The organism is Trinickia acidisoli, from assembly GCF_017315725.1.
GTDB lineage: Bacteria > Pseudomonadota > Gammaproteobacteria > Burkholderiales > Burkholderiaceae > Trinickia > Trinickia acidisoli.
In genome coordinates, this window is sequence record NZ_JAFLRG010000002.1 from 391,868 (window position 1) to 416,376 (window position 24,509).

The window sequence follows — 24,509 nt, forward strand, 5'->3', positions numbered from 1 at the left end:
ACCGGGGCGAAAAGCCACGGGATCAGCGGGAAATCGGGCGTATTTCAGACCCACCCCAAAAAAATCGGCCCTTCCGGCCGATCGGCAACGCATCAGCAGAACCTGTTCAGAGGTTCCCTAAAGACACCGCACCGGACGCAGACGGACTAGATCGGTCGTGTGCTGCCGAGGCGCAAGGGGCGTCGCGTTATGCTCGCGGACTGGCGGCATTGTTTGACAGGCCGGGCTGCGGTACAGCTTCGGAATGAGTGCCTTGTGCAGTGGCGACTACTGTCCTTAGGTGGGCTACGCCACTTGGATGAATCTCCATGCAACTGCACGGAGTGGGCGTGGTTGGCCGGGTGCGGCCAGTTTCTGCCGCTCGCCTCAGTGACAGGGTGGCCACTTGAACGGTCGGTTCAGTTAATGGAACGGACTCATCGTTTTTCTTATTCTCAATTGAAAAGACCATCAGAGTTGACGCCCACGGCAACGTTTTAAGGCGATCAAGGATGACCTCCTTCATGCCTTGCGGCGTCGGGAGCTCGTCGATCATCTTCGGCCATGTGTGCTGAGCGTCGGATACCGCTGCTCTCACCGCGGCGGTCGCGATACGCTGAGCAATTCCTGCGGCTTTAGCGAGTTCCATGTAGGTATCGAACGTCTGAGCGCGCTGCAAAACTGCGACTCAACGCGACAAAAACTGCCGTTTTTGTGAGCCGACGCGACAAAAACCCGAGTCGGGAGCGCTCTCTGTGACTCTACGCGACACGCGTGCCTCCCCACGGGTGCGCGACGATCTGCCCCGTATTGAATTCTGTTAGCCTATGCGACAAATTTGATCACTTCTGAGACTCTACGCGACAAAATCTCGTTTCAAGGCGATAAAATGTGAATCTACGCGACAACCCAGCACCTTCATGACTGCGACCCTAGAGCCCGTAACCAAGGATGTCATCTTCATGTCCGGCCTCTCGACGGCGGAGAGACGGCGTGTCCAGCGCCTCGCTGCGGCTGGCGTGCTCACGAATGTGTTTAAGGGCGTGTATGTCAAGAGCGAAGGCGGGGATGCGGAAGTGGAGAGGCGAATTCGCACGCACTGGATGGCTATCGGCGGTGTGCTCATGCCTGGCGGTGTGGTCTCGCACGTGAGCGCCCTCCGGGGCATGGCCCAGGAAAACGTCTGGACCGTATCGCATCCGACACTCGTCCGTCGAAAGCTCGAGTTACCAGGCCTTGCGTTCCAGGTCGTCGAAGGGCCGGGGCCGTTACCCGGAGACATGACGCTGGGGCAAACCGGGCTGCACTGGGCGAGTCAGCCACGTATCCTGCTTGAGAACCTAGGTCACAAAGCGGCGCGCCGTGCGGGCGCTCACGAAGTTGAAGATTGGCTCATCAAACATCTGAATGCGTCTGGGGAGCAGTTTCTCAACGATATTCGGGACAAGGCGGCGTCGCTGGCCGAACGACTTGGCATGCAGGAGCAACTTGAGACGCTGCGCGGCATGATTGGCGAACTCCTCGGCACGCACGAAAAGGGTGAGCTGAAAACTCACGATGGCATCCTCATCGCCAAGGGCAAGTCCGTCGACCGAGACCGTATTGAGCGTTTTGGACTGCTCGCGAACTACCTGCGAGCCGCTGCTTTACCGCGTGTTGAAGAAACGGTGCCCGTCGGCACGGCGCGGCACAATCGCGCCTTCGTAGAGTCGTATTTTTCGAACTACGTCGAGGGGACAAAATTCGCCATTGAGGATGCGCGCGACATTGTCATGCACCAGAAGGTGATGTCCACCCGCCCGAAGGACTCCCACGACATCCTCGGGGTGTACCAACTGGCGGTCGAAGCGCCATACCGACATAGCCCGCCTGTGTCCGGCGAAGAGTTCCTGCCGGCGCTGCAGGAGTGGCACGCTCTCATGTTGCAGGCCCGGCCGGAGGCGAACCCCGGCGGGCTGAAGACAGAAATCAACTATGCCGGGACGACTCAGTTCGTGAACCCTGGGCAGGTTCGCGGAACGTTTGAAGAGGGCTCGCGCCTGGCCATGAGTGTTCCTGAAGGCATTGCGCGGGCGATTTTCTACCTGTTCCTGGTGGCAGAGATTCATCCGTTCGTTGACGGAAACGGTCGGGTTTCACGCCTCGTGATGAACGCGGAACTCTCACGTACAGGGCTGTCCCGCATTATTGTGCCAACCCTCTTTCATCCGCAGTTCGTCGATTGCCTGCGTAAGCTCACCCGCGAGAACGAGCCCGCCGACTACGCGCGCAGTCTTGCAAAAATGGCGCGCTGGTGCGCACAGTTCGACTACGCGAATCTGGACGGCGTCATTGCGAACCTGAAGAAAACGAATGCGATGGAAGAATCACTAACCAAGTTTCAGCTACTCAACATCGACGGCTCACGCATCCTTCCTGAATGACGCCTTGTCACGCAAGGCAAGAAATCTCACCTTACGGGTTCCGCTACAGGTTGATGAATCGCCCGCCGGAACTCTGAGTGGCCGGTCCCCAACCAAAACCTGCCCCTGGAACGAAACGTACTCGAACGGCGGAAACGGGTCGAAGGACTAAACCGCTCGCGCGGTAGGGGCTACGATCCGACGCTGAAGGTCAGGGAGAGGCCGGTCGCGCGGCTTTATGTTGGCGAATGAGGCAATCCGCCTCGTTCTTCAGCAGGAGTCCCATCATGACCTCCTCACAGTCAAACGTCAGTCCGCTGCGCCAGCGCATGATCGACGACATGCGCATGCGCCAGCTTGCCCCCAAGACGCAGGACATCTATCTGCACATCGTGCGTGAGTTCGCGCGGTTTCTCGGACGCTCACCGGACACGGCCACCGTCGAGGACCTGCGCCGCTACCAGCTCCATCTGGTCGACCACGGCACATCGGCCGTGTCGCTGAACCACGCGATCACCGGCCTGAAGTTCTTCTTCACCGTCACGCTCGACCGGCCCGAGCTGATGGTCAGAATGCATCCCGTGCGCGTGCCCCGCATATTGCCCGTCGTGCTCAGTCCCGATGAGGTCCGGCGCCTCATCGAGGCGGCCGGCAACCTCAAGCACCAGACCGCGCTGTCGGTCGCGTACGGCGCGGGGCTACGCGCCAGCGAAGTGGTCGCGCTGAAGGTCACCGACGTCGACAGCGAACGCATGACACTGCGTATCGAGCAGGGCAAGGGCCGCCGCGACCGCTATGCGATGCTCTCACCGGTGCTGCTCGAGCGTCTGCGTGCGTGGTGGCGCGTGGCGCGTGCGCAGGGCAAGATGCTCGATGGCGGGTGGCTGTTTCCCGGCCTCGATCCGCTCGATCAGTTGAGCACGCGGCAACTGAACCGCGCCATTCATGCCGCCGCCGAGGCTGCGAACATCGACAAGCGCGTGTCCATGCACACGCTTCGGCATAGCTTCGCGACACACTTGCTTGAACAGAAGGTGGACATCCGCGTGATCCAGGTGCTGCTCGGCCATGCGAAGCTCGAGAACACCGCGCTCTACGTCCAGGTGGCCACCGACCTGCTGCGCGAGGTCACCAGTCCGCTGGACCGTCTGCCCTCCGAGTAGACCCGCGTGCTGTAGCGCCTCATGCTGGAGGTTGCGGACATCTTCCGCAGCCACGGGCCAGCGTGGCGGGCCACCACACAGTTGAGCCTGGGGCAGCTGAAGGTCATGTCGGCCATCGAACGGTGCCGCACGGCGGCACTGGGCGGGCATGTGCTGCGCTGTTCAGGCTGCGCAAGGACAGAGGTGTCCTTCAACTCGTGCCGCAACCGGCATTGCCCGAAGTGCCAGGCCAGCGCAGCACACCGCTGGCTGGAGGCACGCCAGGCCGATCTGCTGCCCGTCGAATATTTCCACGTCGTCTTCACGCTGCCCGCGCCCGTCAGCGCCATCGCCTGGTACAACAAGCGGATCATCTACGGCCTGCTGCTCGACATCGCCTTTGAGACGCTGCGCACGATCGCCGCCGATCCCAAACACCTCGGCGCCCAGATCGCGGCCACGCTCGTACTGCATACCTGGGGCTCGGCCCTCACGCATCACCCGCATGTGCACGGCATCGTGCCCGGTGGCGGGCTGTCGCCCGATGGTGAGCGCTGGATCGCCTGCCGGCCCGGCTTCTTCCTGCCGGTGCGCGTGCTCTCACGCCTGTTCCGCCGACGCTTCCTCGAAGCGCTCGAAGTGGCCCACCGCAATGGCCAGCTACAGTTCTTCGGCGAGTACACCGGGCTCGCGGACCCCGCCACCTTTGCCCGGTGGCTGGCACCGCTGCGTACCTGCGAATGGGTGGTCTACGCAAAGCGCCCGTTCGCCGGACCGAAGGCGGTGCTCGAGTACCTCTCACGCTACACGCACCGCGTCGCCATCTCCAACCAGCGTCTGCTCGCCTTCGACGAGCGCGGCGTGACGTTCCGTTGGAAGGACTATCGCGCGAAGGGGCGCACCCGCTACAAAACCATGACGCTAGAGGCTAGCGAATTCATGCGCCGCTTCCTGCTCCATGTGCTGCCCGGTGGTTTCCATCGCATCCGTCACTACGGGCTGCTCGCCAACCCGGTCCGACGCGCCAGTCTCGCCAAAGTGCGCGAGCTGCTGCACGTCGCACCCGGCATCGCCCCGTCACCGGACACCACCATCGCTACCCGGCCCGTCTTCGTCTGCCGCCACTGCGGCGCGCCGATGATCGTCATCGACGTATTCGCGCGCAGCGCCCCAATCCGCGCACCCCCAACGCACCGGCCGCACACATGAACTCCACGGTTCCCCGATATCCGAACCGACCGTCGGCTTTGCGGCAACGCGGCCCACGAGCGGACGTTTGCGCGTGTCACGTCGCCACGCTCCTCGCACGGCCGCCTCGTCATCGCGATTACACGACGGCACCGCTTCGCTACCCTGTCAGCGCCCAGCCAGCATCCAACTCCGTCCAGTTGCACCCGGCACGATTGAGCATCCCCGCCTATCAATCGCCATAGCCGCGAAATCTCCAACCGCATCGGGGCACTCCGCGGTTTCCTCCATCGGGCTTATTCGACGCCTGCCGACATGTGCAGAGGTATGCACATTCATGCGCCCGATGGCTGGCATCGAATAAACCTTAACGGGCTGCGACCGCCCGACCCGGCGCACACTCAATCTCCCTTTGCCTGAAAGGAGATTGTCATGGAAGCCCCGAATGTCGTTGTTGGCCACCGTGTGCCATGGAACAAAGGCAAGCTCACCGGACAGAAGCCGCCATTAAAGCTCGGAGAAATCTGGGCGATCCGGACGAGACTTGAGATGGCGTCAAACCTTCGCGAGCTCGCGATGTTCAATCTCGCAATTGATAGCAAGCTCCGAGCGTGCGACCTTACGCGGTTGCAGGTCCAGGATGTCCGTCACGGCAGCCACGTGGCGTCCAGGGCGACTGTGATGCAGCAGAAGACCCAGCGGCCGGTGCAATTCGAGATCACGGAACAGACCCGTGAGAGCCTCGAGGCATGGATCGAAGCGCGGGGACTGAAGGCGGCGGGTTTTCTGTTCCCGAGCCGGGTGCATACGTCACCACATCTGTCGACGCGGCAATATGCTCGGCGGGTACATCGCTGGATTGCATCGATTGGCCTGGACGACACCGCATACGGTACCCATACGATGCGCCGCACGAAAGCTTCGCTGATCTATCGGCGGACAAAGAACCTTCGGGCGGTGCAGTTGCTGCTCGGACATTCCATGTTGGAGAGTACGGTGCGCTATCTCGGCATTGAGGTCGACGATGCCCTTGAGATGGCGGAGCAGACCGAGGTTTGACAACGGGGTCGCGGCCGACGAGCGGTGGCTTGCCAGCCAGGAAGCAACCTTCGGCAATATCGTCGTAGGCCATTTTTGTGTTGTGCTAGTCCCGAATTGGGACTAAGATGCAAGGCATGCGAATCGTTGCCAAAAGAACCTTGCTTGACTTCATCGCGCGTCACGCGCAAGCCGAACAGCCGTTGTTGGCGTGGCACGCGGAAGCGTCGAAGGCCAACTGGAAGACTCCGCAGAACATCAAGGACCAGTACGCCAGCGCGAGCTTCGTCGGTCGGAACCGCGTGGTTTTTAACATCAATGGCAACGATTTCCGGTTGATCGTCGCGGTGGCCTACCAGATCGGCGTGGTGTATGTGAAGTTTGTCGGTACGCACGCGGAATACGACAAGGTCGATGCGGTAACCGTAGAAATGGAGTAACGAGATGGATATTCACCCGATTCGAACCGAGGCCGATTACGAGGCCGCCCTGAAGGCGGTGTCTGCGCTCGTCGACATGGATCCTGCTTCGGGCACGCCGGAAGGCGACGAATTGGAGATTCTGGCGATTCTCGTCGAGAAGTATGAGGCGGAGCACTTCCCGATGGCGGCGCCGAACCCGATCGACGCGATCAAATATCGGATGGAACAGGCGGGGCTGTCGGTGCGCGACATGCAGCCGTACATTGGGAACAGCAACCGCGTGTATGAGGTGCTGGCGGGCCGGCGCGCGTTGAGCCTCGGTATGATCCGCAAGCTGCACGATGGGCTGCATATTCCCGCCGACGTGCTGATCGGAATCGCGTAACTGCGACATCGACAACGGTCGCCGAAGAGGTGCCGGCTGTCGCAAATAAACCAATGAGCGCGGCATCTCCGCAACCGCCGATTACATGATGAGACGTGCAAGGACAGAGATGAGTAGGCTCCGGCGTCGTCTTCTCCTTCCGGCCAAAAGCAGCCGTTCGACAGAGCGGGCTAGATAGCAGAGAATCCAACAGGCGACGACGCTTAATTTTCACAATCTCCTTGATATGGCTAATCGACGTACGACTATTTGGGTAAGCGCCGTCATAGCTTTTGGGGCATTGTTATTTTGGCTCGCGTGCCTGTCACGGGATGCCTACCCAACGCCAGTCCTTGGACGCTGGCTGCCAATAGCCAGTGGCGTGGTTGCCGGAGTTATTAGCATCTGGCTGTCGCGTGGACTACGTCCGCCTTTAGAAAATCCTTTGAAGCATATCGCTACGTCTTTCGCGACTGGCGCTATGGCTGCGGGTATGTTGGTAACAGTGGCGCTGAATACATTGGTGCGCTTTACGTCAGATCAACCACATACAGAAACAGCAACTTACTCACATACATCAGGATCAAGAAGCTGTTCGTATGGGATTGTGTTTATGGATTCTGTGCTGCATGGGGGCATCCATTTCTGTGGGCCACGCTGGGATGTTCCTGCAAACTCCAATTCGGGCGTACTTCATATTACCGAGACAAGCGGACCATTCGGCGTAGTGCTTCAGCAGGTGACGGTAGAGAGTACGTCGCAATGAGGTGCCGGATTCGGCCACAAACAGCCAGTCGACACGGCTGTGGAAATCGCTGACACTACCTCCAGTGTTGGACGGCGAGATCACATTGCTGCGGACCCAACCAGTCCCGGTCGATTTGACGAAGAAATCACACGAGCTATGACGACGTTAATTAAGCGAGCAACGGATACCGGGGAAACTATCGAGTTTAGGTTGGGCGGGTGGCCGTTGGGCATAAATCTCATTCTCTTCCTGTGGTCGTTCCATTCCATTTTTCATCCGAGCACCTGGATGATCTTGTTCCGATGGCCTTGGCTCTCGGCCTTGTGGTGTCTTGCGCTTCTCATCATTATTTTGTGCCACGTAGCATGGTCGCCATTTTATGTTGGACCGACGATCAAACTGACTAACACCGCGATATCGGGTCGGGGAGGTTGGGGGCACAGACCTTGGCAATTGAACTTAGATCAGGTGGAACGTGTCGATTGCGGACGCAACGGCGTCGTTATTTACAAGAAAGGGCGACAGAGTTGGGACGTTCCATACTGTCAGCCCGGCCCATTCAACATCTCTTGCCGAACAATTGTGCGATGCATTGAAGCGCGACTGAAAAAATGACAATAGTTTCTCGCGCGTCGACAGCCAATAGCCCTGTCAATGTGCTGCGAGCGCCCGTTTTCGAGATCGGTGATCGGCTGCTCCGGGTCGGGCTAGATCTCCTGCGGCGTCGAGCGTCGAGGCGGCGTCGTCGGTCGCCGGTCGGTCAGCACGCGCCATTCGACGGGAGTGTCTGTCGGGCATTCCGGTGTCAGCGCTCCCTAAGCGGCCGTCCTGTTGCTCCCTCAAGTTTCACGTGCGGCTGCCGTATAGCTGGTGTGATCGCCCCATGTTCGGGTTCGGACGGGCTGTCCAATGCATCCGGGGAGAGCTGCAATGCTAGAAGCGAAGAGCCTCACGATCATGCCGATCAATGATCTGGACGTTTACTACTGCGAGAGGATGCGCAGCTACACCACGTTAAGCTTGCATGTCGATGGGGCGACTGTCTATACGTTGGATGTGCGCGGCGTTGTTAAGCCCCTTTCTGGAACAGGCACAGTGGGCGCGTTCACTAGTTCCGACAAAGGCTCGCTGGTTGCATGGATTGATCCAGTGTCAGGCGAGTTTGTATCGGCCGATTCAACTGTTTCCGATGCGCTTTATTCGATTCCCATCTTCATTGGTGTTGGGGTGATGCTAAGCGCCGCGTTTCATTTGAATAAGTGGCTTATTGCGTCGCTCTTCTCTGTGATAATCGTTGCAGTATGTCGACGTTTATTGCGCGGGTGGAAGAACGATTCCGAGCTGAAAGCCATTCTGCGAGGTGCGCGAGGTTGGGGGGCTGGATGGGGCCAACACGAGAAATTTGCCTGTGTGGCCGATATTGGCAACAATTTGCCATGCTCGCCCAGCAACGTCACTATCAAGAGATTCGGAAAATGAGGCACCAGCGCGCCGTGTGGATGGTGGTGACACTAACAATATTTGCGGTATGGGTATCCAACTGTGGGGCATTTGAGGTTTGGGGTTTCACCAGTGGCACAAATCGGGCGGCCGTAGAAAGCCAAGCGCGTCTGGAAGGGGACCAAGTCAAAGCTCTCGCGGGTGTGACTGCCATTAATCGGTTCGACAAAGGGTCCGGGACATGGAGTGTTCTGCTCCTCCAGTTTTGTGACGATCGGCTCTTCAAGATCGGAAAGCCGCGGAATATCAACTCGCCGTCTGCAGCAGATTTCCTGAACACCTTGTATGGTTACATAGAAGAGCGCGGAAGCCCGACTGTGTTGGTCGCACGTAACCCGCTGCCGAACGGAAATTCTATCGAGGAGATCGAATACAGATGGGGAGACCCCCCTGATACGACCTCCCTCATCTTTAACACTCCGGCGCACCCGGTGGAAAACGTGATCCCAGGAATAAGAGAGGAGCACCGCGACACGACGCAGTGCGCCAAGGTGCCCGATCACCTGCGCTGAAAAAGCTTGCTGTGCATGTGAATGTCTGTTTTTCGGGAGCGCCAACGTCTCTTCAGGGTCGGCTGCGTCCTTCCGAAAACACCGCGTAGAACTCGTTTTTGCTGGCCAAAATAGGGCGTCACTGACATTGCCACATAAATCGATCTGCCGTAGATCGATAACGCATTCCTCGGGATCTGAGGCGCGCTTACGCGGGCGCGCCTCCGGTCAGGCGAACAATGGCTGCGTGAGGGAACACGCCTCGGCAGAACACTGCATTCGGCATGATGCCGACGAGATGCGGGATCATTGCATCAAGCCGCGTGCCGAGGAAGCGGTTTAATCTTCGGGGTAGGCTGCTGCAGCGCCTGCCACAAATCCCATTGCGCCTGCATGCCGACCCACATTTCGGGCGACGTGCCGAGCCACGCGGCAAGCCTAAGCGCGAAACTGGCCGTCACGCCCGACTTGCCGTTCAGCACGTTGGACAGCGTAACGCGGTTGATCTGCAACGCCTGCGCCGCCTGCCCCACGGTCATGTCCTCAGGGATCCACTCCCGCAGCACTTCGCCTGGGTGCGCAGGATTGTGCATCATCGTCATAACAATCACCTTAATGATAGTCCTGGTAATCGACCAGGATTGCGTCCGTACCTTCGAACGTGAAGGTCAGCCGCCAGTTTCCGTTGACCCAAATCGACCAATGCCCTTTCAGATCGTCTTCGAGCGAATGCAATTTCCAGCCCGGAGCGTTCATGTCGTCCGGCTTTGCGGCTGAATTCAGAGCCGTTAGCTGGATACGAAGGCGCGTCGCATGATGCGGTTGGATTCCAGCTTTGCTGCCTTTCATGAAAAACCGTTCGAGCCCTTTATGTCGGAAGGTTTTGATCATGAACGCTATTGTAGCCTGTAATGCAACACACTACAATGGCTCCCGTCGCATTGGTCCGTTCCGAAAGCTCGGAGCGCCCGTCGTCAGACGGGCCTATCGCCGAGTGGCCGTTGTAGTCGGGTAGCTGCCATCGAAGCGTCGCGGGGTGGAGTGACGCCTCTGGGTCGAGCACCGACGTCCATCGTCGAACATCCCCACTGGCCTCACGCTTCTCACCCCGATTGAACCCGCTGGCATTCCGTTTCGAACCAATGGTCAACCATGCGCTGCGCCGCCTGTAGATCCTCTGGGTAATTGGGGTCGTCGTAAAACGGTGACGGGTCGTAGCCTGCTTTCCTGAGGGCCGTAAGCTCGCTGCGATGTTCCGCCATGGTCGGAGGCGCGTTGCTCCTGAGCGCGGCTAAGTCGCGACACTCCGTTGGGCTCAAGTGCTGCCCGCTTTGCGGCACGCCGGCGGCGACACACCCCGTCAGCCACAACACGGACACGATAAGCGTCGAACGGCTTCGCAGCAGGTTTTCCATAGCGCATCTCCATGCGTCCGATTCCGATGGGGCCCGATCGCTCTAGGCCTGAACTATGCGACAACATACTTAGCCAGACCCGGTAGACACGATGACTTGCGACACAAGTAGCGCTCGGTCGCCGCCGGCACCATATCCGGTCTTACCAAACGGGTAGCAACATGATCATTGCAGTAATCATTTTTCTTGTGGTCCTTTTCGTCGTCATCGCTGCGACGCACCGCACCGTGAACCGCCGAGCAGACGCGCAAATTCGCAAGCAATTCGACGCGGAGGGCGCGGGCTGTGAGAAGTCGCGCCGGTCGATGCGCGATTCGGGTTATGACGTCTGACAACAACACGCCGGCAACGCCGACCCAAAATCGCCGGTAGCGCCCCAAAAAAATTAGAGCGCCAAGTTAGCGTGAAGGTCCCGTCAAAGAATGCGGTCCAATGCGCTGGCGAGCCTAGAGACCGCGCCGTCGACGTCATGTAGTTTTTCAAGGCCGAACAATCCGATGCGGAAGGTCTTGAAATCTTCAGGCTCGTCGCATTGCAAGGGAACGCCGGCCGCGATCTGCAAGCCGGCATCGGCGAATTTCTTGCCGGATCGCACGCCGTCATCGTCCGTGTAGCTGACCACGACGCCCGGTGCCTGAAAGCCTTCGGCCGCCACGCTTTTGAAGCCTTTGCCGACCAAGAGTGAGCGAACGCGCTTGCCTAGTTCACGCTGTTCCTCTTTTACTTTGTCGAATCCGTATGCCTCCGTTTCCTTCATCACGTCGCGTAGCGTCGTGAGACTATCCGTCGGCATCGTGGCGTGATAAGCGGACCCGCCGTTCTCATAGGCTTCCATGATCTGCAGCCATTTGCGAAGATCGCAGGCGAAGCTGGTGCTGGTTGTCCCGTCGATTCTTTCGCGGGCGAGGGCGCTGAGCATGACCATCGCGCAGCATGGCGACGCGCTCCACCCTTTTTGCGGCGCACTGATTAGGACATCGACGCCGGTGGCCTGCATGTCGACCCACACCGTACCGGAGGCGATGCAATCCAGTACGAACATGCCACCGACGGCATGCACCGCGTCGGACACTGCGCGCAGGTAGACATCAGGCAGCATCATCCCGGATGCGGTTTCGACGTGCGGCGCAAAGACAAGATCCGGTTTGTTTTCCTTGATCGCAGCGACTACCTCTTCGATCGGGGGCGGTGCATATGCGGCCTGCCTTCCTTGTTCGACCGGACGCGCCTTCAATACGATCGATTCAGACGGAATGCCGCCCATGTCGAAAATCTGCGACCAGCGGAAACTGAACCAACCGTTGCGGATGACCAGACACTGCTTGTTCGTCGCGAACTGCCGGGCAACGGCTTCCATGCCGAAAGTCCCGCTGCCGGGGACGACAACGGCCGACTTCGCGCTGTAGACTTTTTTCAGGATGTCGGAGATGTCGCGCATGACGCCTTGAAAGCGTTGCGACATGTGATTGATCGAACGGTCGGTGTAGACGACTGAATACTCGAGGAGTCCCTCGCGGTCGACATGAGGAAGTAAACCTGGCACGCTCGCCTCCGATAAAGGATGAACAATGTGAGCGGTATGTGTGATTGGATACCGCTGACAACCATGCTGCTTTTCTCTTCCACGACAGCAGATTCTAACGAAAGCTGCCTGCGAAGGCCCTCATGACTTGCCCGCTGAGAGAGATGACTTGCTCCCGGTGGCGTTGTGAACCTACCGGTGACCTGGTGTCGGTGATTCAACCGATATCGACGTTCAAGGCGATGTCGAAGGTGCCGGCGCCGTTCCGGGCCAGGCCGATGAGCATCAGGGCGAGCGCCTCGAGCGTCTGAGCCATGTGTAGGCCGCCTACGTCCAACGGACGCAGGCCGAGACTCTCGAGGAAAGTCGAGACGCGCGCCTTGACCTGCGCATCGTCGGCCGCGATGAACGCGTCGAGGCGTCCGCCCCGAGCAAGTACGTGGCCGAAGATGGTGTTGAACGCTTTGACGACTTGCGCATCGGCAGGGGCGGCCTTGGCGATCTCCTGCGCGCCAGAACTGCCGTGGGGGGTGACGAGGCCCGTGGCGTCGGGGGAGATCGGGTTGGTGATGTCGATGATCACCTTGCCGTCGAGCGCGTCGCCGTAATCGACCACCACCGCGGCCGCACTGGTGTACGGCACGGCGAGGATGACGATATCGCCCGCCGGCGCGGCGCCGTACGTCCCTGCGGTCGCTCCGGCTGCAAGCTGGTCGGCCAGCGCCCGCGCCTTGTCGGGGTTGCGGCTGATCACCTCGACGGTGTGTCCAGCTTTGGCGATACGGCCCGCGATCGCCGCAGCCATGCCTCCTGTGCCGATGATGCTGATCGTGCTCATGTGCAGTTTCCTCGTGAGTTGGGGTATTGCTCGTCGTCTCTAAACTCAGCTCAATTCAACGGGCAGGGAAGTAGTGGCCGTTGTCGAGGTCGTCGAGCAGGCCCGGCTGTGCGGGTTCCCAGCCGAGGGTCTGGCGGGTGATGAGGTTGGACGCCGGGAGGTCCAGCGTGACCAAATTCGCAAGGAACCCAAAGTATCCCGGCAGCATCAGTACGTCCGCGGGAATGCTCACGGCCGGCACGCCCAGACGGCTGCCAATGGCCTCGGCGATCTCGCGGAACCGGATGCCCTCGCCCTCGATCCCGTGCCAATTTTTGCCGGCCGGACCCTTCTCCAGCGCGAGGCGGAACAAGGTTGCGAGGTCGCGGCTGTGCACGGCCGGCCACAGGTTCGCGCCGTCTCCGGGGTAGCCGATGACGCCTTTCTCCTTCGCGAGCCCAATCAGCAGCGGGAGGAAGCCGGCATCGGTCGTGCTGTGCGCGATCGGAGGAATCCGCACGATCGAAGACCGCACGCCCCGCTGCGCGAGGCCGACTACGGTGAGCTCCACGACGTTACGAACCCGCAGGGTACCCTTGTATGCATCGCCGCCGGGAAGAGCCGGGTCCTCCTCGGTGGCTGGCCGGCCCAGGTTTTCCCACCCGGGCGAGCCAACGCTTCCCGACACGACCAGCGGCTTTCCGGTTCCGGCCAGTGCCTCGCCGTACGCGAGCATGATCTGGCGCTCCGCGGCGGCCACGGCGTCAATCCCGCCGGAGGGAAGCAGGTCTTGCCTGTGCGCAACATGGATGACGCCGTCGGACTCCGCCGCCGCCGCCTTGAGCCCATCGAGGTCGGAAATATCCCCGCGACGCACCTTGGCGCCGAGCGCGGATACTGCCGCCGCGGATTCGTCCGACCTGGCCAAGCCGGTAACCTCGTGGCCGGCGGCAATGAGCTCGGGGATGATGTACGACCCAATATGGCCGGTGCCGCCAGTGACGAAAACGTGCATGGTACTGCTCCTTCTGAGCGATGTGATGCGACAAGTGGTGGTGTCGGCGCACTCAGCCGAGCAGGCTGACGCCGATTGAGAAGTGGGTGCCCTTGACGGCGTGGGTGAGCAGGCCCAGCGACAGCAGGCAGGCGTGCTCCAGCGTCCGCGCCATGGGCAGCGGCCCGGTATCCATCGGGCGCAGTCCGAGGCTCTCGATGAACGCTAAGACGCGTGCCTTCGCCTGCGAGTCGTCCCCGGCGATGAACACGTCCAACGGGTGGCCCTCGGTGGGGCCGCCAGAACGACGATGTCCCCGGCCGGGGCGGCGCCGAACATTCCTGTCGTCGCGCCGGCTCCGACCTGCTCGGCCAGCGCCCGCGCCTTGGCGGCGTCGCGACTCATCACCTCGACGGTGTGTCCGGCCTTGGCGGCAAGGCCGCCGATCGCTGCGGCCATTCCGCCTGCGCCGATGATGCTGATAGTGCTCATGTACAGTCCCGTGGTGAGTTGGGTGGTGCTCGTACCCTCGAGCAATCATCTTAGTCCAAATTACTTGCAAAAAACAAGTGAATTGCGGAATTATACTTGCGACATGCAAGCGATGTTAGGATCCAGCCATGAAGGCGACATCTAAAGAAGACGTTCGGTCCCATTGCGCAGTGAACTACGGCGTGGAGATCTTCGGCGACCGGTGGTCGCTCTTGATCATTCGCGACATCGTTTTTGCTGGCAAGAAGACGTATGGCGAGTTCCTGAAATCGGAAGAGGGAATCGCGACCAATGTGCTTGCTTCCCGCCTTGCCTTTCTTGATGAGCAAGGAATTCTCTCGAGGGCACCCAGCCCCGACGATGGGCGCAAGGACTTCTACACGCTGACCGAGAAGGGCCTGGACCTCATTCCCATCGTGCTTAACATAGTCCTTTGGAGCGCGAAGCACGATTCGAAGTCGTACGTGCGGCACCGCAAGGAGTTCGTTGCTCGATTGAGTCGAAACCCCAAGCAGGTGAGCGAAGACGTGAAGGCGCTGGTCCGCAATGGCGGATGTATCTTTCCTGAAAGCCAGGAATGAGCAAGACGGCAAGCGCGCCCTATCATGTCGCGCGAACGATATGCACACACCGCTGGCTACGAGATGCGGCGACTAGCGGGTGAATCGCTGACACCCATTAGCGGGCTCGGTGTCGAGTGAGCGAACAATACCGTCAACCGCCAGCGGGTTTAACTCAGGCGCTGACCTTCTGCTCCCCGGCAGCCTGCTCGCGCATGCGACGGGCTTCGTCGCGCAGGAACTGCTGGTAATCGTCCAGATCGCCGTCGAAGGGCTCGACGCCGCCCTTGGTAACGAGCCAGAACTCGTCACATACCGCGCGCAGCAGCGACCGGTCGTGACTGACTAGCATCACTGTGCCTTCGAATTCGTTGAGTGCCATGCCTAGCGCTTCGCGTGTGGCCAGGTCGAGGTGGTTGGTAGGCTCGTCGAGCAGCAGCAGGTTGGGGCGTTGCCACACGATCATGCACAGCACGAGCCGCGCCTTTTCGCCGCCGCTCATCGTGCTGACTGCCTGATGGACCATGTCGCCACTGAAGTTGAACGTGCCGAGGAAGGTGCGAAGCGATTGTTCGGTGCCGCTCTGGCCGGGGGCGCGCATATGCGCCGGCGTGTCCTTGGCAAGGCGGATCATGTGTTCCATCGGCGTGTCGAGAGGACGCAGCACGTCGAGTTCCTGCTGTGCGAAGTAGCCGATGTTCAGGCCTTTGCCTTCGCTGATTTCGCCGGCAATCGGCGCCAGCTCGTGCGCCACCGTCTTCACCAGCGTGGACTTGCCTTGGCCGTTGGCGCCGAGAATGCCGATGCGCTGCCCGGCCAGCACGGATCGGTTGATGCCCCGCACGATGACCGTCGGCGGCGTGCCCGGCGGTGCGCCGGTCGGCGCCGCGTAGCCGAAGCTCGCGTCCAGCATCGACAACAGCGGGTTCGGGACGTTGAGCGGCTCCTTGAACTCGAAGTTGAACTCTGCGTCGGCAAGCACGGGTGCGATCTTCTCCATGCGTTCGAGTGCCTTGACCCGGCTCTGCGCCTGCTTCGCCTTCGAGGCCTTGGCCTTGAAACGATCGATGAATTTCTGCAGGTGGGCGATCTTGTCCGCCTGCTTGGCCATCGCGGCCTGCTGCAACACCAGTTGCTCAGCGCGCAGGTCTTCGAACTTGCTGTAGTTGCCGCCATAACGCACGAGCTTGGCGTTGTCGACGTGCACGGTCACCTGCGTCACCGCGTCGAGGAATTCGCGATCGTGGCTGATCACTACCAAGGTTCCTTGATAGCGCTTGAGCCACGCTTCCAGCCAGACCAGCGCATCGAGGTCGAGGTGATTGGTCGGCTCGTCGAGCAACAGCAAGTCGGACGGGCACATGAGCGCGCGCGCCAGTTGCAGTCGCATGCGCCAGCCGCCGGAGAAACTGTTGACCGGCTGGCTAAGCTGCGCAGCACCAAAGCCAAGGCCCAGGATCAGCGCTTGGGCACGTGCGGGGGCATCATGTGCACCGGCGTCGTGCAGGGCCATGTAGGCGTGCGCCATGCGCATGCCATCTTCGCTGGCCTCAGCGGCGGCTACTTCGGTCTGCGCAGCCAGCAGTAGGGTGTCACCCTCGATCACGAAGTCGGTCGCGCTCTGCTCGGTCTCCGGCATCTCCTGCGCGACTTGGCCCATCTTCCATGCAGCGGGAATCGAGAATTCGCCACCGTCTTCGTGCAGCGTGCCGTTGAGAAGGCCGAAGAAGGATGACTTGCCGGCGCCATTGCGGCCGACAAGGCCAATCTTTTCGCCGGGGGTGAAGGTGACGGAGGCGCGGTCGAGTACGACATTGACGCCGCGGCGCAGCGTGACATTACGGACGGAAATCATAAGGAGCTACTTCGGAGAGGATAGGCATGATAGCCGACCGGACGTGCAGGGCTGTCTCTTTTCGAGGCGGGCACTGGCGCACTGGGCGTTTCGGCTGCGGAGCCAGCGAACAAGCGGTGAGTGCCGGTTCCTGGCCTGTAGCACGCATTTGACGTGCGCACAGGGAGTGGTATTGACAAGGCTCACTTGAAGGCGGGGCAGTATCTATTTCCCAGCCGCTTCCTCCGCTCACCCCACGCTTCAACACGGCAATACGCCCGAATCGAGCATCAGTGTTCGTGAACCATGCGAGCCACTATCGCGGGCCGGCTGCGTTGCTGGGGACGGTACTGCAGGAAGGGACGCCCGGCTGCCATGCCGGACGTGAAGAAGGACGCCGGCTACTCCAGCGCGCGCAAGCGGCAGGGGTGGTTCGCAGGGACGTTTCTATCGACGATCTGGTGTGTGTGGTCACGGCGATCGCTCTCGCCGTCGAGCAAGGCGGTGCAACGAAATCGCGTGTCGCCCACCTCGTCGATCTCTTCCTCGACGGCATAGGCAATACTCAGGATGCCTAAAGAAATTAGTCTTCTTCTCGCCGAGAAGCAAACCCGCCGTTATTCCGCCTGCCCCCGTTCACGCAGCAAATCGGCCAGGCTACGCTTAGCCGGCTTGAGCGGTATCCGATAGCGCGTCCAACCGGCCTGTCGCGCCGGCGCCAACGCATTTAACCGCGTGGCCAACCAGCGAAACACGCGATAGCGCGCCGGCCGCGCGAACGCGCCGCTCCAGAAGCGCCAAATCAATTGCTCGCCTCGGCTGTACTTCGCTCCTTGCCCACGCAACGGATGCGCGACTCGTTGATGCGGAGCACGGTTGGCCTCGGTGCGCAGGCGTATCAGCAATTGCGGAATCGGAATGCGCACCGGACACACCTCGCCGCACGCGCCGCATAAGCTCGATGCGGTCGCGAGGTCCGCGGTTGCTTCGAGTCCCAGCAGATGAGGCGAGATGATCTTCCCGATAGGGCCCGGATAGGTCGTGCCATAGGCGTGGCCGCCGATGCGCGTATAAACCGGGCAATGATTCATGCAAGCGCCGCAGCGAATGCATTGCAGCGTGGCGCGCAATTCGATATCGGCATAGGCTTGGCTGCGGCCGTTGTCGAGCAACACGAGATGCATTTCGCGCGGGCCGTCGAGTTCGCCGCGACGTCGCGGGCCCGAGATCATGTTGATATAAGTGGTGATGGCCTGGCCGGTAGCCGAGCGCGTCAGCAGGCTCGCGAGCGGAACGATATGTTCGAGCTTCGCGACCACTTTTTCGATGCCCATGATCGCGATGTGAATGTCGGGCACAGTGGTGGAGAGGCGGCCGTTGCCCTCGTTCTCGACGAGAAACAATGTGCCGGTGTCGGCGGCGGCGAAATTGACGCCGGATAGTCCGATGTCCGCGTCGATAAACGCTTGGCGTAGCGCGCGACGACCGGTTTGAATCAATGCATCGACATCTTCGGTATAGGTCGTGTCGGGAATGTGCTGTTCGAATAGTTTCCCAATGTCGCCGCGCGTTTTGTGGATGGCCGGCATCACGATATGCGAAGGCTTTTCGCCTGCAAGCTGGACGATGTACTCACCCATGTCCGATTCGATGCAGTTCACGCCGCGTTGCGCGAGGTAATGATTCAATTCCATTTCCTCGCTCGCCATTGACTTGCCCTTGATGACGCGCCGTGCGCCGCGCGCTTGCGCGATGCCGAGCACGATCGCATTGGCCTCGTCAGCGGTGTCGGCCCAATGCACGTGCACGCCGGCCGCCATTAGGGTCTCTTCCAATTGAACGAGCAGATCCGGCAAATGCGCCAATGCATGCTTGCGGATGGCCTCGCCGAGGTCGCGCAGTTGCTCGAGTTCCTCGCCATCGGGGAACTGCGCGGCGCGTTTGGCTTGCAGGAAATCCATTGCGCCGCGGAAACTGCTGCGTAGTTTGTCGTCGCCCAGTGCTGCGCGTGCGCGCGATTTGAAATCCGCGGGTGAAACGAATTCGATAGGGTGCTCGCTCATGGCGTGCCTCCTTGCTCATCTGCGGCGGCTTCTACGATCACAACCCATAAGCGGCTTGGGCCGTGCGCACCGTAGGCCAGCGTTTGCTGGATGTCGGATGTTTTCGAGGGACCCGATACGAGCACTAGATTGGTTGGCATGTTGGCCGACCATTGCTCAGTTCGCGCGGCGGCATGCAGGTCAGGATGCAGCGTCGCTGCGTGAACCAGCGCGATATGCAGCGGCGGGACGAGCGAAACGGTACGAGGGGTACCGGCATCCGGTGCCAGGATCAATGTGCCGGTGGACGCAATGCCGGAGCGGGCGACTGTAAAGCCCGCATCGACTGTGTCGAAGAGATCGGTCTTCCATTCTTCCAATGGACGCACATACGGGAGTGCTTCCACGGAAGGCGGTAGAGCTTGCGACAGCGCGGCGCATTCCGCTCGGTTCGGATCGAGCAGAATGCGTCGGATACCGGCTGCTTCCAAACGCTGCGCCAGAAGCGCGGGCCAGGAGACGGCATCGGTGAGCCATACGTCGGCATGGGCGGCTTCGAGCGCGGTTCGGAATCGCTTCGTCAGATCAGGGGCGATGGCCTCGGCTACGCGCCGCGACGCATAGTGAGCATCGATGCGTTCGCTTAGATCGCTTAAATCGCTCAAACGCGTTGCATCGTCGAGCACGACCGGCACGCGGCTAGCCGCGCGCAACCGCTCGAGCATGCGCGCTCGCGATTTCGAAGGCGCAAGTGCGCTCATAGCGCTTCTCCGTCGACATCGTTCGTGCGGCGCCACAAGAAGCTGGCGAGGTGTTCCACCGGCAACGCGGCAGCCGATTGCCGCGCTGCGTGTCCGATGTTGAGCAGACAGCCGCAATCGGCCGAGACGAGACGATCGCAGCCGGTGGCGCAGGCCGATGCGATCTTGTCCTTGACCATTGCGCCGGAGATGTCGGGATGCTTGAGCGAGAACGTACCGCCGAATCCGCAGCATTCCGCCTCACGCGCATGCTCCACGCGCGTTACGCCGGGTAGGGCGTCGACGAGTTCTACGCCGTGAACGCGCGTGCCCATTTCTCGACGCGCGGCGCAGGACGTATGCAGCACGATGCGCTCCGGCGCCTGTGCATTGAGTGACGTATCGCTGAAATCCAGCTTCAGCACGCGCAGCAGAAATTCGCTGAGTTCATAGACACGCTCCGCCAGTGCACGAGCTTTGGGCCCTGCCTCGGGATCGTCCTCGAACAAATGCGGCCAGTGATGTCGCATCATGCCGGCACAAGAGCCCGACGGTACGATGACAGGCCACGGCTCGGCAAAGAGATCGAGTTGCGCACGCGCCACTTCGCGCGCCTCTTGCGGATGGCCGCTGCTGTATGCCGGCTGCCCGCAGCAGCTTTGCTTGCGCGGAAAGTGAACCATCAGGCCCGCGCGTTCCAACAGCCGGACGGCGTCGAGTCCTGCTTGCGGGACGAACAGATCGATCAGACAAGTGGCGAATAGATAGACGTGGTGCGGGGGCGCGGGATAGTGTCGTTCCGTCATTGGGGTTCCACAAGGCTAGGCTCGGTTGGCGCGTGCGGGGCGATGCTCACGGTGGTGGTCGATGCCGCGCAGTGTTTTCGCTTGCATGGTTTGGCGGGATAATCCCCGCCTGCTTGCAGTAGTGCAAATTGGTTGGACCAGTTGTTCGAACTAGTTCGGGGAATCAGAGACATGCGCAAGGCGGAGGGCGAACGATGAAGGCGGGCACGTTGACCGGCGGGCGCGTTGAAGCGGTGATGCGCCGCTTGGAAACCGCTTTGCTCGACGGCACTTGGGCACCAGGCGCACGGCTGCCGTCTGAGCGGCAACTCGCCGAGCAATACGCCGTTGCGCGCAATACCGTGCGCGAGGCGACCCAGCGGCTGATCGCACGCGGACTATTGCGAAGCCGGCGCGGCGCTGGTGTCTACGCTACCGATCGATTGCGCAGCGGCATCATCTCGCCGTGGGGGGAACTCGTAGCCGATCATCCTGCGTTGCGTGAGGACATCTTGGAGTTTCGTCGCGTACTCGAGGCCGCTACTGCTTATTTTGCTGCGCTGCGTGCGGACGCTGCCGATCTGGCTCGCGTTCGGACGCTGATGCGCGAACTCGAGCGGGCGCGCAACGCCGACGACAAAGCCGCGGAAGCCGATGCCGACGCGAAGTTGCACGACGCGATTGCGCGCGCTTCGCACAACACCATGTTCTTGCATTTGCACGCCAGCGTGGTCGGTATGCTGCGAGAGCACATCGCCATCAACGGTACCGGCCTGCGCGAGGCGCATCCCGATGCGTCGGAACAATTGCTCACGCAACATCGCGCGCTATGCGACGCCATTCTGGCGCGGCGGCCTGAGCAGGCGCGTACGGCGATGCAGGCTCATATCGATTTCGTTCGCCACTGCACGGAATTGGGCGATTAGCGCCGCAGCGCAAGCAGTCGAGCCAGCGCGACCTACTCAAGTCCTCGATCCTCCGATTCGAATTCGTTATCGACGGATGCGCGTTTCGGATTGTTAGGCTATTGACGCCCCTCTATAGTCCTTCGTCATCAGCATCCCAATCCAGACGAGGAGACAGTCGCATGAAACTGGTGCGTTTCGGTAGCCGGGGCGAGGAACGCCCGGGCGTGTTGGACCGGCAAGGCCGTATCCGCGATTTATCGGGCCGCATAGCCGACCTGTTCGATGTAGCCGACATCGCGTCGGACGCCCTATCGCCGGCCGGCTTACAACGTATTGCGGCAATCGACCCGGAGTCGTTGCCGCTCGCGCCCGCCGATGTGCGGCTCGGGCCGTGCGTCGGCCGCGTCGGCAAGATGATTTGCGTTGGCCTCAATTATTCCGACCACGCGGCGGAATCGAATATGCCGGTGCCGACCGAGCCCGTGCTGTTCATGAAGGCGACGAGCGCGATCGTCGGCCCGAACGACGACGTCGAGATTCCTCCCGGTGCAGGCAAGGTCGACTGGGAGGTCGAACTGGGCGTGGTCATCGGCCGCGAAGCGCGCTACGTCTCCCGTGAACGCGCGCTCGAATACGTAGCCGGATACTGCGTCGTCAACGACGTATCCGAACGTGCCTATCAACTCGAACGCGGCGGCCAATGGGACAAGGGCAAAGGCTGCGACACGTTCGGTCCGCTCGGGCCGTGGCTCGTTACGCGTGACGAGGTGCCCGATCCGCAAGCGCTGGACATGTGGCTCGAGGTGGACGGCAAGCGCTATCAGAACGGCAACACGAAAACGATGATCTTCGACGTTGCGACGCTCGTGTCGTACATCAGTCAGTTCATGAGTTTGCAGCCGGGCGACGTGATTTCGACCGGCACGCCGCCGGGCGTCGGCATGGGGCAGAAGCCCGAGCCCGTGTATTTGCGCGCGGGGCAGACGATGCGTCTTGGCATCGCTGGCCTCGGCGAGCAACGTCAACGTACCGTCGATGCACGTATTGAGGAGGCACTGTGAACGCGATCGATCTGAAGCACCGCACCATCGTCATCACGGGCGGCGCACGTGGAATCGGCTATGCGGTTGCGCAGCGCGCGTTGCGCTCGGGCGCTTCTGTCGCACTGTGGGACGTCGACGCCGCGCGTCTCGAACGCAGCCGACGCGAACTATCGGAGCTCGGGAAGGTGTCCGCCGTCACGGTCGATCTGGTCGACGAAGCCGCGGTTGAAGCGGCCGCTGCCTCGACCTTCGCGGAACATGGCTCGATCGATGGCCTCATCAACAGCGCCGGTATTACAGGTGGCAACGGCGCGACTTGGGAACTCGACCCAGCCGTATGGCGCCGCGTCATCGAAGTGAATTTGATCGGTTCGTATCTGACTTGCCGAGCGGTCGTGCCGCGGATGCTGGAAAAGGGCTATGGCCGCATCGTCAACATCGCTTCGGTGGCCGGTAAGGAAGGCAACCCCAATGCGTCGCACTACAGCGCATCGAAGGCCGGCCTCATCGGGCTCACCAAGTCGCTCGGCAAAGAGTTGGCCACGCGCAACATCCTCGTCAATGCGGTAACGCCGGCCGCGGCGAAGACCGAGATATTCGATTCGATGTCGCAGCAGCACATCGATTACATGCTGGCGAAAATTCCGATGAATCGCTTCCTGATGCCGGAAGAGGCCGCGTCGATGATCCTCTGGCTCGCTTCCGAGGACTGCGCCTTCAGCACGGGCGCGGTGTTCGATCTGTCGGGCGGCCGCGCTACCTACTAGACGATCGAGCAAAGGCCCGCGCACGGGCTGCGCAAACACGACAACCTCACGGAGTTTTTTTTCATGGGCATGCCAACCATTACGCACGTGCGCGCCTTCACGGTTCGCGGCGGCGGTGCGGACTATCACGATCAGTCGGACGGGCACTGGATCGACGATCACATTGCAACGCCGATGTCGCGCTACCCCGAATATCGCCAAAGCCGGCGCTCGTTCGGGATCAACGTGCTGGGCACGCTCGTCGTCGAAATCGAGGCGAGCGACGGCAACGTCGGCTTCGCGGTGACGACGGGCGGCGAAGTCGGCGCGTTCATCGTCGAAAAGCACCTCGCGCGATTTCTCGAAGGCCGTTGCGTGACCGACATCGAGACGATGTGGGATCAGATGTATTACGCGACGCTCTATTACGGGCGCAAGGGCATCGTGCTCAACACGATCTCGGGCGTTGATCTCGCGCTGTGGGATCTGCTCGGGAAGGTTCGTCAGGAGCCCGTTTTTCAATTGCTCGGCGGCCCGGTACGCGATGAACTCGTGTTCTATGCGACGGGTGCGCGCCCCGATCTCGCGAAGCAGATGGGCTTTATCGGCGGCAAGCTGCCGTTGCAGCACGGCCCTGCGGAGAACGAAGAGGGTCTACGCAAGAACCTCGATACGCTCGCGGAAATGCGCAATCGCGTCGGCGACGACTTCTGGCTGATGCTCGATTGCTGGATGAGTCTCGACGTGCGCTATGCGACGCGCCTCGCGCACGCCGCGCATGAATACGGGCTGAAATGGATCGAGGAATGCCTACCGCCCGACGACTATTGGGGCTATGCGGAGCTTCGCCGCAATGTGCCGCGCGGCATGATGGTATCCACGGGCGAGCACGAAGCCACGCGTTGGGGCTTCCGCATGCTGCTGGAAATGGGGTGCTGCGATCTGATTCAGCCGGATGTGGGCTGGTGCGGCGGCTTGACCGAGTTGATGAAGATCTCGGCGCTTGCCGATGCGCACAACGTCATGGTGGTGCCGCATGGTTCGTCGGTCTACAGCTACCATTTCGTCGTGACGCGGCACAACTCGCCGTTTGCGGAGTTTCTGATGATGGCGCCGCAGGCGGATCGCGTGGTGCCGATGTTTACGCCGCTGTTGCTCGACGAACCCGTTCCGGTCAACGGACGGATGAAAGTACCGGATACGCCCGGCTTCGGCGTGCGCCTCAATCCGGAGTGCGCGCTCGTGCGCCCTCATACACATTGAGCAGGCATTGAGTCAGTATTGACGTATGGAGTCAATACTGACGCACTTGAGTCAACATTGACGCATTGAGCTGC

General features: G+C 61.0%; 25 protein-coding genes and 1 pseudogene. 14 read left to right on the forward strand and 12 right to left on the reverse strand.

Going from position 1 to position 24,509, the window contains the following annotated elements:
• Window positions 1–187: 187 nt before the first annotated feature.
• Complete coding sequence (locus J3485_RS20315; protein ID WP_206956130.1) at window positions 188–628, reverse strand: hypothetical protein; 441 nt, start codon at window positions 626–628, stop codon at window positions 188–190.
• A gap of 313 nt (window positions 629–941) precedes the next feature.
• On the opposite strand from J3485_RS20315, the gene J3485_RS20320 reads away from it, so the two are divergent.
• The 8 genes from J3485_RS20320 to J3485_RS20355 all read left to right on the forward strand — a co-directional run bounded on the left by J3485_RS20320 (window position 942) and on the right by J3485_RS20355 (window position 9,295).
• Window positions 942–2,402, forward strand: a complete 1,461-nt coding sequence (locus J3485_RS20320; protein WP_206956131.1) for a Fic family protein — start codon at window positions 942–944, stop codon at window positions 2,400–2,402.
• 266 nt (window positions 2,403–2,668) lie between these two features.
• Window positions 2,669–3,544 (forward strand): tyrosine-type recombinase/integrase, encoded by an 876-nt coding sequence (locus J3485_RS20325; protein WP_206955967.1) that lies wholly within the window; start codon window positions 2,669–2,671, stop codon window positions 3,542–3,544.
• Window positions 3,545–3,565: 21 nt separating this feature from the next.
• Entirely contained in the window at window positions 3,566–4,732 is a 1,167-nt protein-coding gene (locus tag J3485_RS20330; protein WP_206955966.1) for an IS91 family transposase, read from the forward strand.
• A 411-nt stretch (window positions 4,733–5,143) separates the two neighbouring features.
• A complete protein-coding gene (locus J3485_RS20335) occupies window positions 5,144–5,770 on the forward strand; it encodes a tyrosine-type recombinase/integrase (protein ID WP_206956132.1) in 627 nt (208 codons plus the stop codon).
• Window positions 5,771–5,886: 116 nt separating this feature from the next.
• Window positions 5,887–6,189, forward strand: coding sequence for a type II toxin-antitoxin system HigB family toxin (locus J3485_RS20340; protein WP_206956133.1), 303 nt, complete (start codon window positions 5,887–5,889; stop codon window positions 6,187–6,189).
• Between the two features lie 4 nt (window positions 6,190–6,193).
• Window positions 6,194–6,556, forward strand: a complete 363-nt coding sequence (locus tag J3485_RS20345; protein WP_206956134.1) for a helix-turn-helix domain-containing protein — start codon at window positions 6,194–6,196, stop codon at window positions 6,554–6,556.
• Between the two features lie 1,657 nt (window positions 6,557–8,213).
• A complete protein-coding gene (locus J3485_RS20350) occupies window positions 8,214–8,762 on the forward strand; it encodes a hypothetical protein (RefSeq protein WP_206956135.1) in 549 nt (182 codons plus the stop codon).
• Window positions 8,720–9,295, forward strand: a complete 576-nt coding sequence (locus J3485_RS20355) for a hypothetical protein (RefSeq protein ID WP_206956136.1) — start codon at window positions 8,720–8,722, stop codon at window positions 9,293–9,295. The genes J3485_RS20350 and J3485_RS20355 overlap by 43 nt, the downstream gene beginning before the upstream one ends.
• Window positions 9,296–9,588: 293 nt before the next feature.
• Here the strand turns inward: J3485_RS20355 and J3485_RS20360 are convergent, their stop codons facing one another.
• The 7 genes and pseudogenes from J3485_RS20360 to J3485_RS20390 form a co-directional block, all read right to left on the reverse strand.
• Complete coding sequence (locus tag J3485_RS20360) at window positions 9,589–9,876, reverse strand: HigA family addiction module antitoxin (protein WP_206956137.1); 288 nt, start codon at window positions 9,874–9,876, stop codon at window positions 9,589–9,591.
• Window positions 9,877–9,886: 10 nt separating this feature from the next.
• Complete coding sequence (locus J3485_RS20365; RefSeq protein WP_206956138.1) at window positions 9,887–10,165, reverse strand: type II toxin-antitoxin system RelE/ParE family toxin; 279 nt, start codon at window positions 10,163–10,165, stop codon at window positions 9,887–9,889.
• Window positions 10,166–10,377: 212 nt separating this feature from the next.
• Window positions 10,378–10,689, reverse strand: coding sequence for a DUF4148 domain-containing protein (locus tag J3485_RS20370; protein ID WP_206956139.1), 312 nt, complete (start codon window positions 10,687–10,689; stop codon window positions 10,378–10,380).
• Window positions 10,690–11,104: 415 nt separating this feature from the next.
• Window positions 11,105–12,232 (reverse strand): aminotransferase class V-fold PLP-dependent enzyme, encoded by a 1,128-nt coding sequence (locus J3485_RS20375; protein ID WP_206956140.1) that lies wholly within the window; start codon window positions 12,230–12,232, stop codon window positions 11,105–11,107.
• Between the two features lie 196 nt (window positions 12,233–12,428).
• The gene (locus J3485_RS20380; protein WP_206956141.1) at window positions 12,429–13,049 is read right to left on the reverse strand and encodes an NADPH-dependent F420 reductase; all 621 of its coding nucleotides are present in this window, start codon (window positions 13,047–13,049) and stop codon (window positions 12,429–12,431) included.
• Between the two features lie 55 nt (window positions 13,050–13,104).
• Entirely contained in the window at window positions 13,105–14,043 is a 939-nt protein-coding gene (locus J3485_RS20385) for an SDR family oxidoreductase (protein WP_206956142.1), read from the reverse strand.
• 52 nt (window positions 14,044–14,095) lie between these two features.
• Window positions 14,096–14,514 (reverse strand): annotated as a pseudogene (locus J3485_RS20390) (NAD(P)-binding domain-containing protein).
• A gap of 128 nt (window positions 14,515–14,642) precedes the next feature.
• Here J3485_RS20390 and J3485_RS20395 point away from each other — a divergent pair.
• Window positions 14,643–15,095: a winged helix-turn-helix transcriptional regulator gene (locus J3485_RS20395; RefSeq protein ID WP_206956143.1), complete on the forward strand. Its 453-nt coding sequence runs from the start codon at window positions 14,643–14,645 to the stop codon at window positions 15,093–15,095.
• Between the two features lie 154 nt (window positions 15,096–15,249).
• Here the strand turns inward: J3485_RS20395 and J3485_RS20400 are convergent, their stop codons facing one another.
• Window positions 15,250–16,929: an ABC-F family ATP-binding cassette domain-containing protein gene (locus tag J3485_RS20400; protein WP_206956144.1), complete on the reverse strand. Its 1,680-nt coding sequence runs from the start codon at window positions 16,927–16,929 to the stop codon at window positions 15,250–15,252.
• A gap of 272 nt (window positions 16,930–17,201) precedes the next feature.
• Here J3485_RS20400 and J3485_RS20405 point away from each other — a divergent pair, with 272 nt between their 5' ends.
• Window positions 17,202–17,486: an SbtR family transcriptional regulator gene (locus tag J3485_RS20405; RefSeq protein ID WP_242538869.1), complete on the forward strand. Its 285-nt coding sequence runs from the start codon at window positions 17,202–17,204 to the stop codon at window positions 17,484–17,486.
• Window positions 17,487–17,525: 39 nt separating this feature from the next.
• Here the strand turns inward: J3485_RS20405 and J3485_RS20410 are convergent, their stop codons facing one another.
• The 3 genes from J3485_RS20410 to J3485_RS20420 are packed head-to-tail and all read right to left on the reverse strand — an operon-like array spanning window position 17,526 to window position 20,496.
• A complete protein-coding gene (locus tag J3485_RS20410) occupies window positions 17,526–18,971 on the reverse strand; it encodes a LutB/LldF family L-lactate oxidation iron-sulfur protein (protein ID WP_206956145.1) in 1,446 nt (481 codons plus the stop codon).
• A complete protein-coding gene (locus tag J3485_RS20415; RefSeq protein ID WP_206956146.1) occupies window positions 18,968–19,711 on the reverse strand; it encodes a LutC/YkgG family protein in 744 nt (247 codons plus the stop codon). The genes J3485_RS20410 and J3485_RS20415 overlap by 4 nt, the downstream gene beginning before the upstream one ends.
• Window positions 19,708–20,496: a (Fe-S)-binding protein gene (locus tag J3485_RS20420; protein WP_206956147.1), complete on the reverse strand. Its 789-nt coding sequence runs from the start codon at window positions 20,494–20,496 to the stop codon at window positions 19,708–19,710. Before J3485_RS20420 ends, J3485_RS20415 begins: the two co-directional genes overlap by 4 nt.
• Window positions 20,497–20,690: 194 nt before the next feature.
• Between J3485_RS20420 and J3485_RS20425 the strand changes: the two genes are divergently transcribed.
• The 4 genes from J3485_RS20425 (at window position 20,691) to rhmD (ending at window position 24,435) form a co-directional block, all read left to right on the forward strand.
• Complete coding sequence (locus J3485_RS20425; RefSeq protein WP_242538870.1) at window positions 20,691–21,401, forward strand: FadR/GntR family transcriptional regulator; 711 nt, start codon at window positions 20,691–20,693, stop codon at window positions 21,399–21,401.
• A gap of 161 nt (window positions 21,402–21,562) precedes the next feature.
• Complete coding sequence (locus J3485_RS20430) at window positions 21,563–22,444, forward strand: fumarylacetoacetate hydrolase family protein (protein WP_206956148.1); 882 nt, start codon at window positions 21,563–21,565, stop codon at window positions 22,442–22,444.
• A complete protein-coding gene (locus J3485_RS20435; RefSeq protein WP_206956149.1) occupies window positions 22,441–23,193 on the forward strand; it encodes an SDR family NAD(P)-dependent oxidoreductase in 753 nt (250 codons plus the stop codon). The genes J3485_RS20430 and J3485_RS20435 overlap by 4 nt, the downstream gene beginning before the upstream one ends.
• A gap of 63 nt (window positions 23,194–23,256) precedes the next feature.
• Window positions 23,257–24,435 (forward strand): L-rhamnonate dehydratase, encoded by a 1,179-nt coding sequence (gene rhmD / locus J3485_RS20440; protein WP_206956150.1) that lies wholly within the window; start codon window positions 23,257–23,259, stop codon window positions 24,433–24,435.
• Window positions 24,436–24,509: the final 74 nt, after the last annotated feature.

Bases quoted from the DNA above. Each gene is read 5' to 3' on its own strand.
- J3485_RS20415 (WP_206956146.1), bottom strand. From the start codon at position 19,711: ATGAGCGCACTTGCGCCTTCGAAATCGCGAGCGCGCATGCTCGAGCGG.
- J3485_RS20420 (WP_206956147.1), bottom strand. From the start codon at position 20,496: ATGACGGAACGACACTATCCCGCGCCCCCGCACCACGTCTATCTATTC.
- J3485_RS20360 (WP_206956137.1), bottom strand. From the start codon at position 9,876: ATGACGATGATGCACAATCCTGCGCACCCAGGCGAAGTGCTGCGGGAG.
- J3485_RS20330 (WP_206955966.1), top strand. From the start codon at position 3,566: ATGCTGGAGGTTGCGGACATCTTCCGCAGCCACGGGCCAGCGTGGCGG.
- J3485_RS20395 (WP_206956143.1), top strand. From the start codon at position 14,643: ATGAAGGCGACATCTAAAGAAGACGTTCGGTCCCATTGCGCAGTGAAC.
- J3485_RS20430 (WP_206956148.1), top strand. From the start codon at position 21,563: ATGAAACTGGTGCGTTTCGGTAGCCGGGGCGAGGAACGCCCGGGCGTG.
- J3485_RS20315 (WP_206956130.1), bottom strand. From the start codon at position 628: ATGGAACTCGCTAAAGCCGCAGGAATTGCTCAGCGTATCGCGACCGCC.
- J3485_RS20335 (WP_206956132.1), top strand. From the start codon at position 5,144: ATGGAAGCCCCGAATGTCGTTGTTGGCCACCGTGTGCCATGGAACAAA.
- J3485_RS20410 (WP_206956145.1), bottom strand. From the start codon at position 18,971: ATGAGCGAGCACCCTATCGAATTCGTTTCACCCGCGGATTTCAAATCG.
- J3485_RS20325 (WP_206955967.1), top strand. From the start codon at position 2,669: ATGACCTCCTCACAGTCAAACGTCAGTCCGCTGCGCCAGCGCATGATC.
- J3485_RS20350 (WP_206956135.1), top strand. From the start codon at position 8,214: ATGCTAGAAGCGAAGAGCCTCACGATCATGCCGATCAATGATCTGGAC.
- J3485_RS20345 (WP_206956134.1), top strand. From the start codon at position 6,194: ATGGATATTCACCCGATTCGAACCGAGGCCGATTACGAGGCCGCCCTG.
- rhmD (WP_206956150.1), top strand. From the start codon at position 23,257: ATGGGCATGCCAACCATTACGCACGTGCGCGCCTTCACGGTTCGCGGC.
- J3485_RS20370 (WP_206956139.1), bottom strand. From the start codon at position 10,689: ATGGAAAACCTGCTGCGAAGCCGTTCGACGCTTATCGTGTCCGTGTTG.
- J3485_RS20400 (WP_206956144.1), bottom strand. From the start codon at position 16,929: ATGATTTCCGTCCGTAATGTCACGCTGCGCCGCGGCGTCAATGTCGTA.
- J3485_RS20340 (WP_206956133.1), top strand. From the start codon at position 5,887: ATGCGAATCGTTGCCAAAAGAACCTTGCTTGACTTCATCGCGCGTCAC.
- J3485_RS20425 (WP_242538870.1), top strand. From the start codon at position 20,691: ATGAAGGCGGGCACGTTGACCGGCGGGCGCGTTGAAGCGGTGATGCGC.
- J3485_RS20385 (WP_206956142.1), bottom strand. From the start codon at position 14,043: ATGCACGTTTTCGTCACTGGCGGCACCGGCCATATTGGGTCGTACATC.
- J3485_RS20320 (WP_206956131.1), top strand. From the start codon at position 942: ATGTCCGGCCTCTCGACGGCGGAGAGACGGCGTGTCCAGCGCCTCGCT.
- J3485_RS20355 (WP_206956136.1), top strand. From the start codon at position 8,720: ATGCTCGCCCAGCAACGTCACTATCAAGAGATTCGGAAAATGAGGCAC.
- J3485_RS20365 (WP_206956138.1), bottom strand. From the start codon at position 10,165: ATGATCAAAACCTTCCGACATAAAGGGCTCGAACGGTTTTTCATGAAA.
- J3485_RS20380 (WP_206956141.1), bottom strand. From the start codon at position 13,049: ATGAGCACGATCAGCATCATCGGCACAGGAGGCATGGCTGCGGCGATC.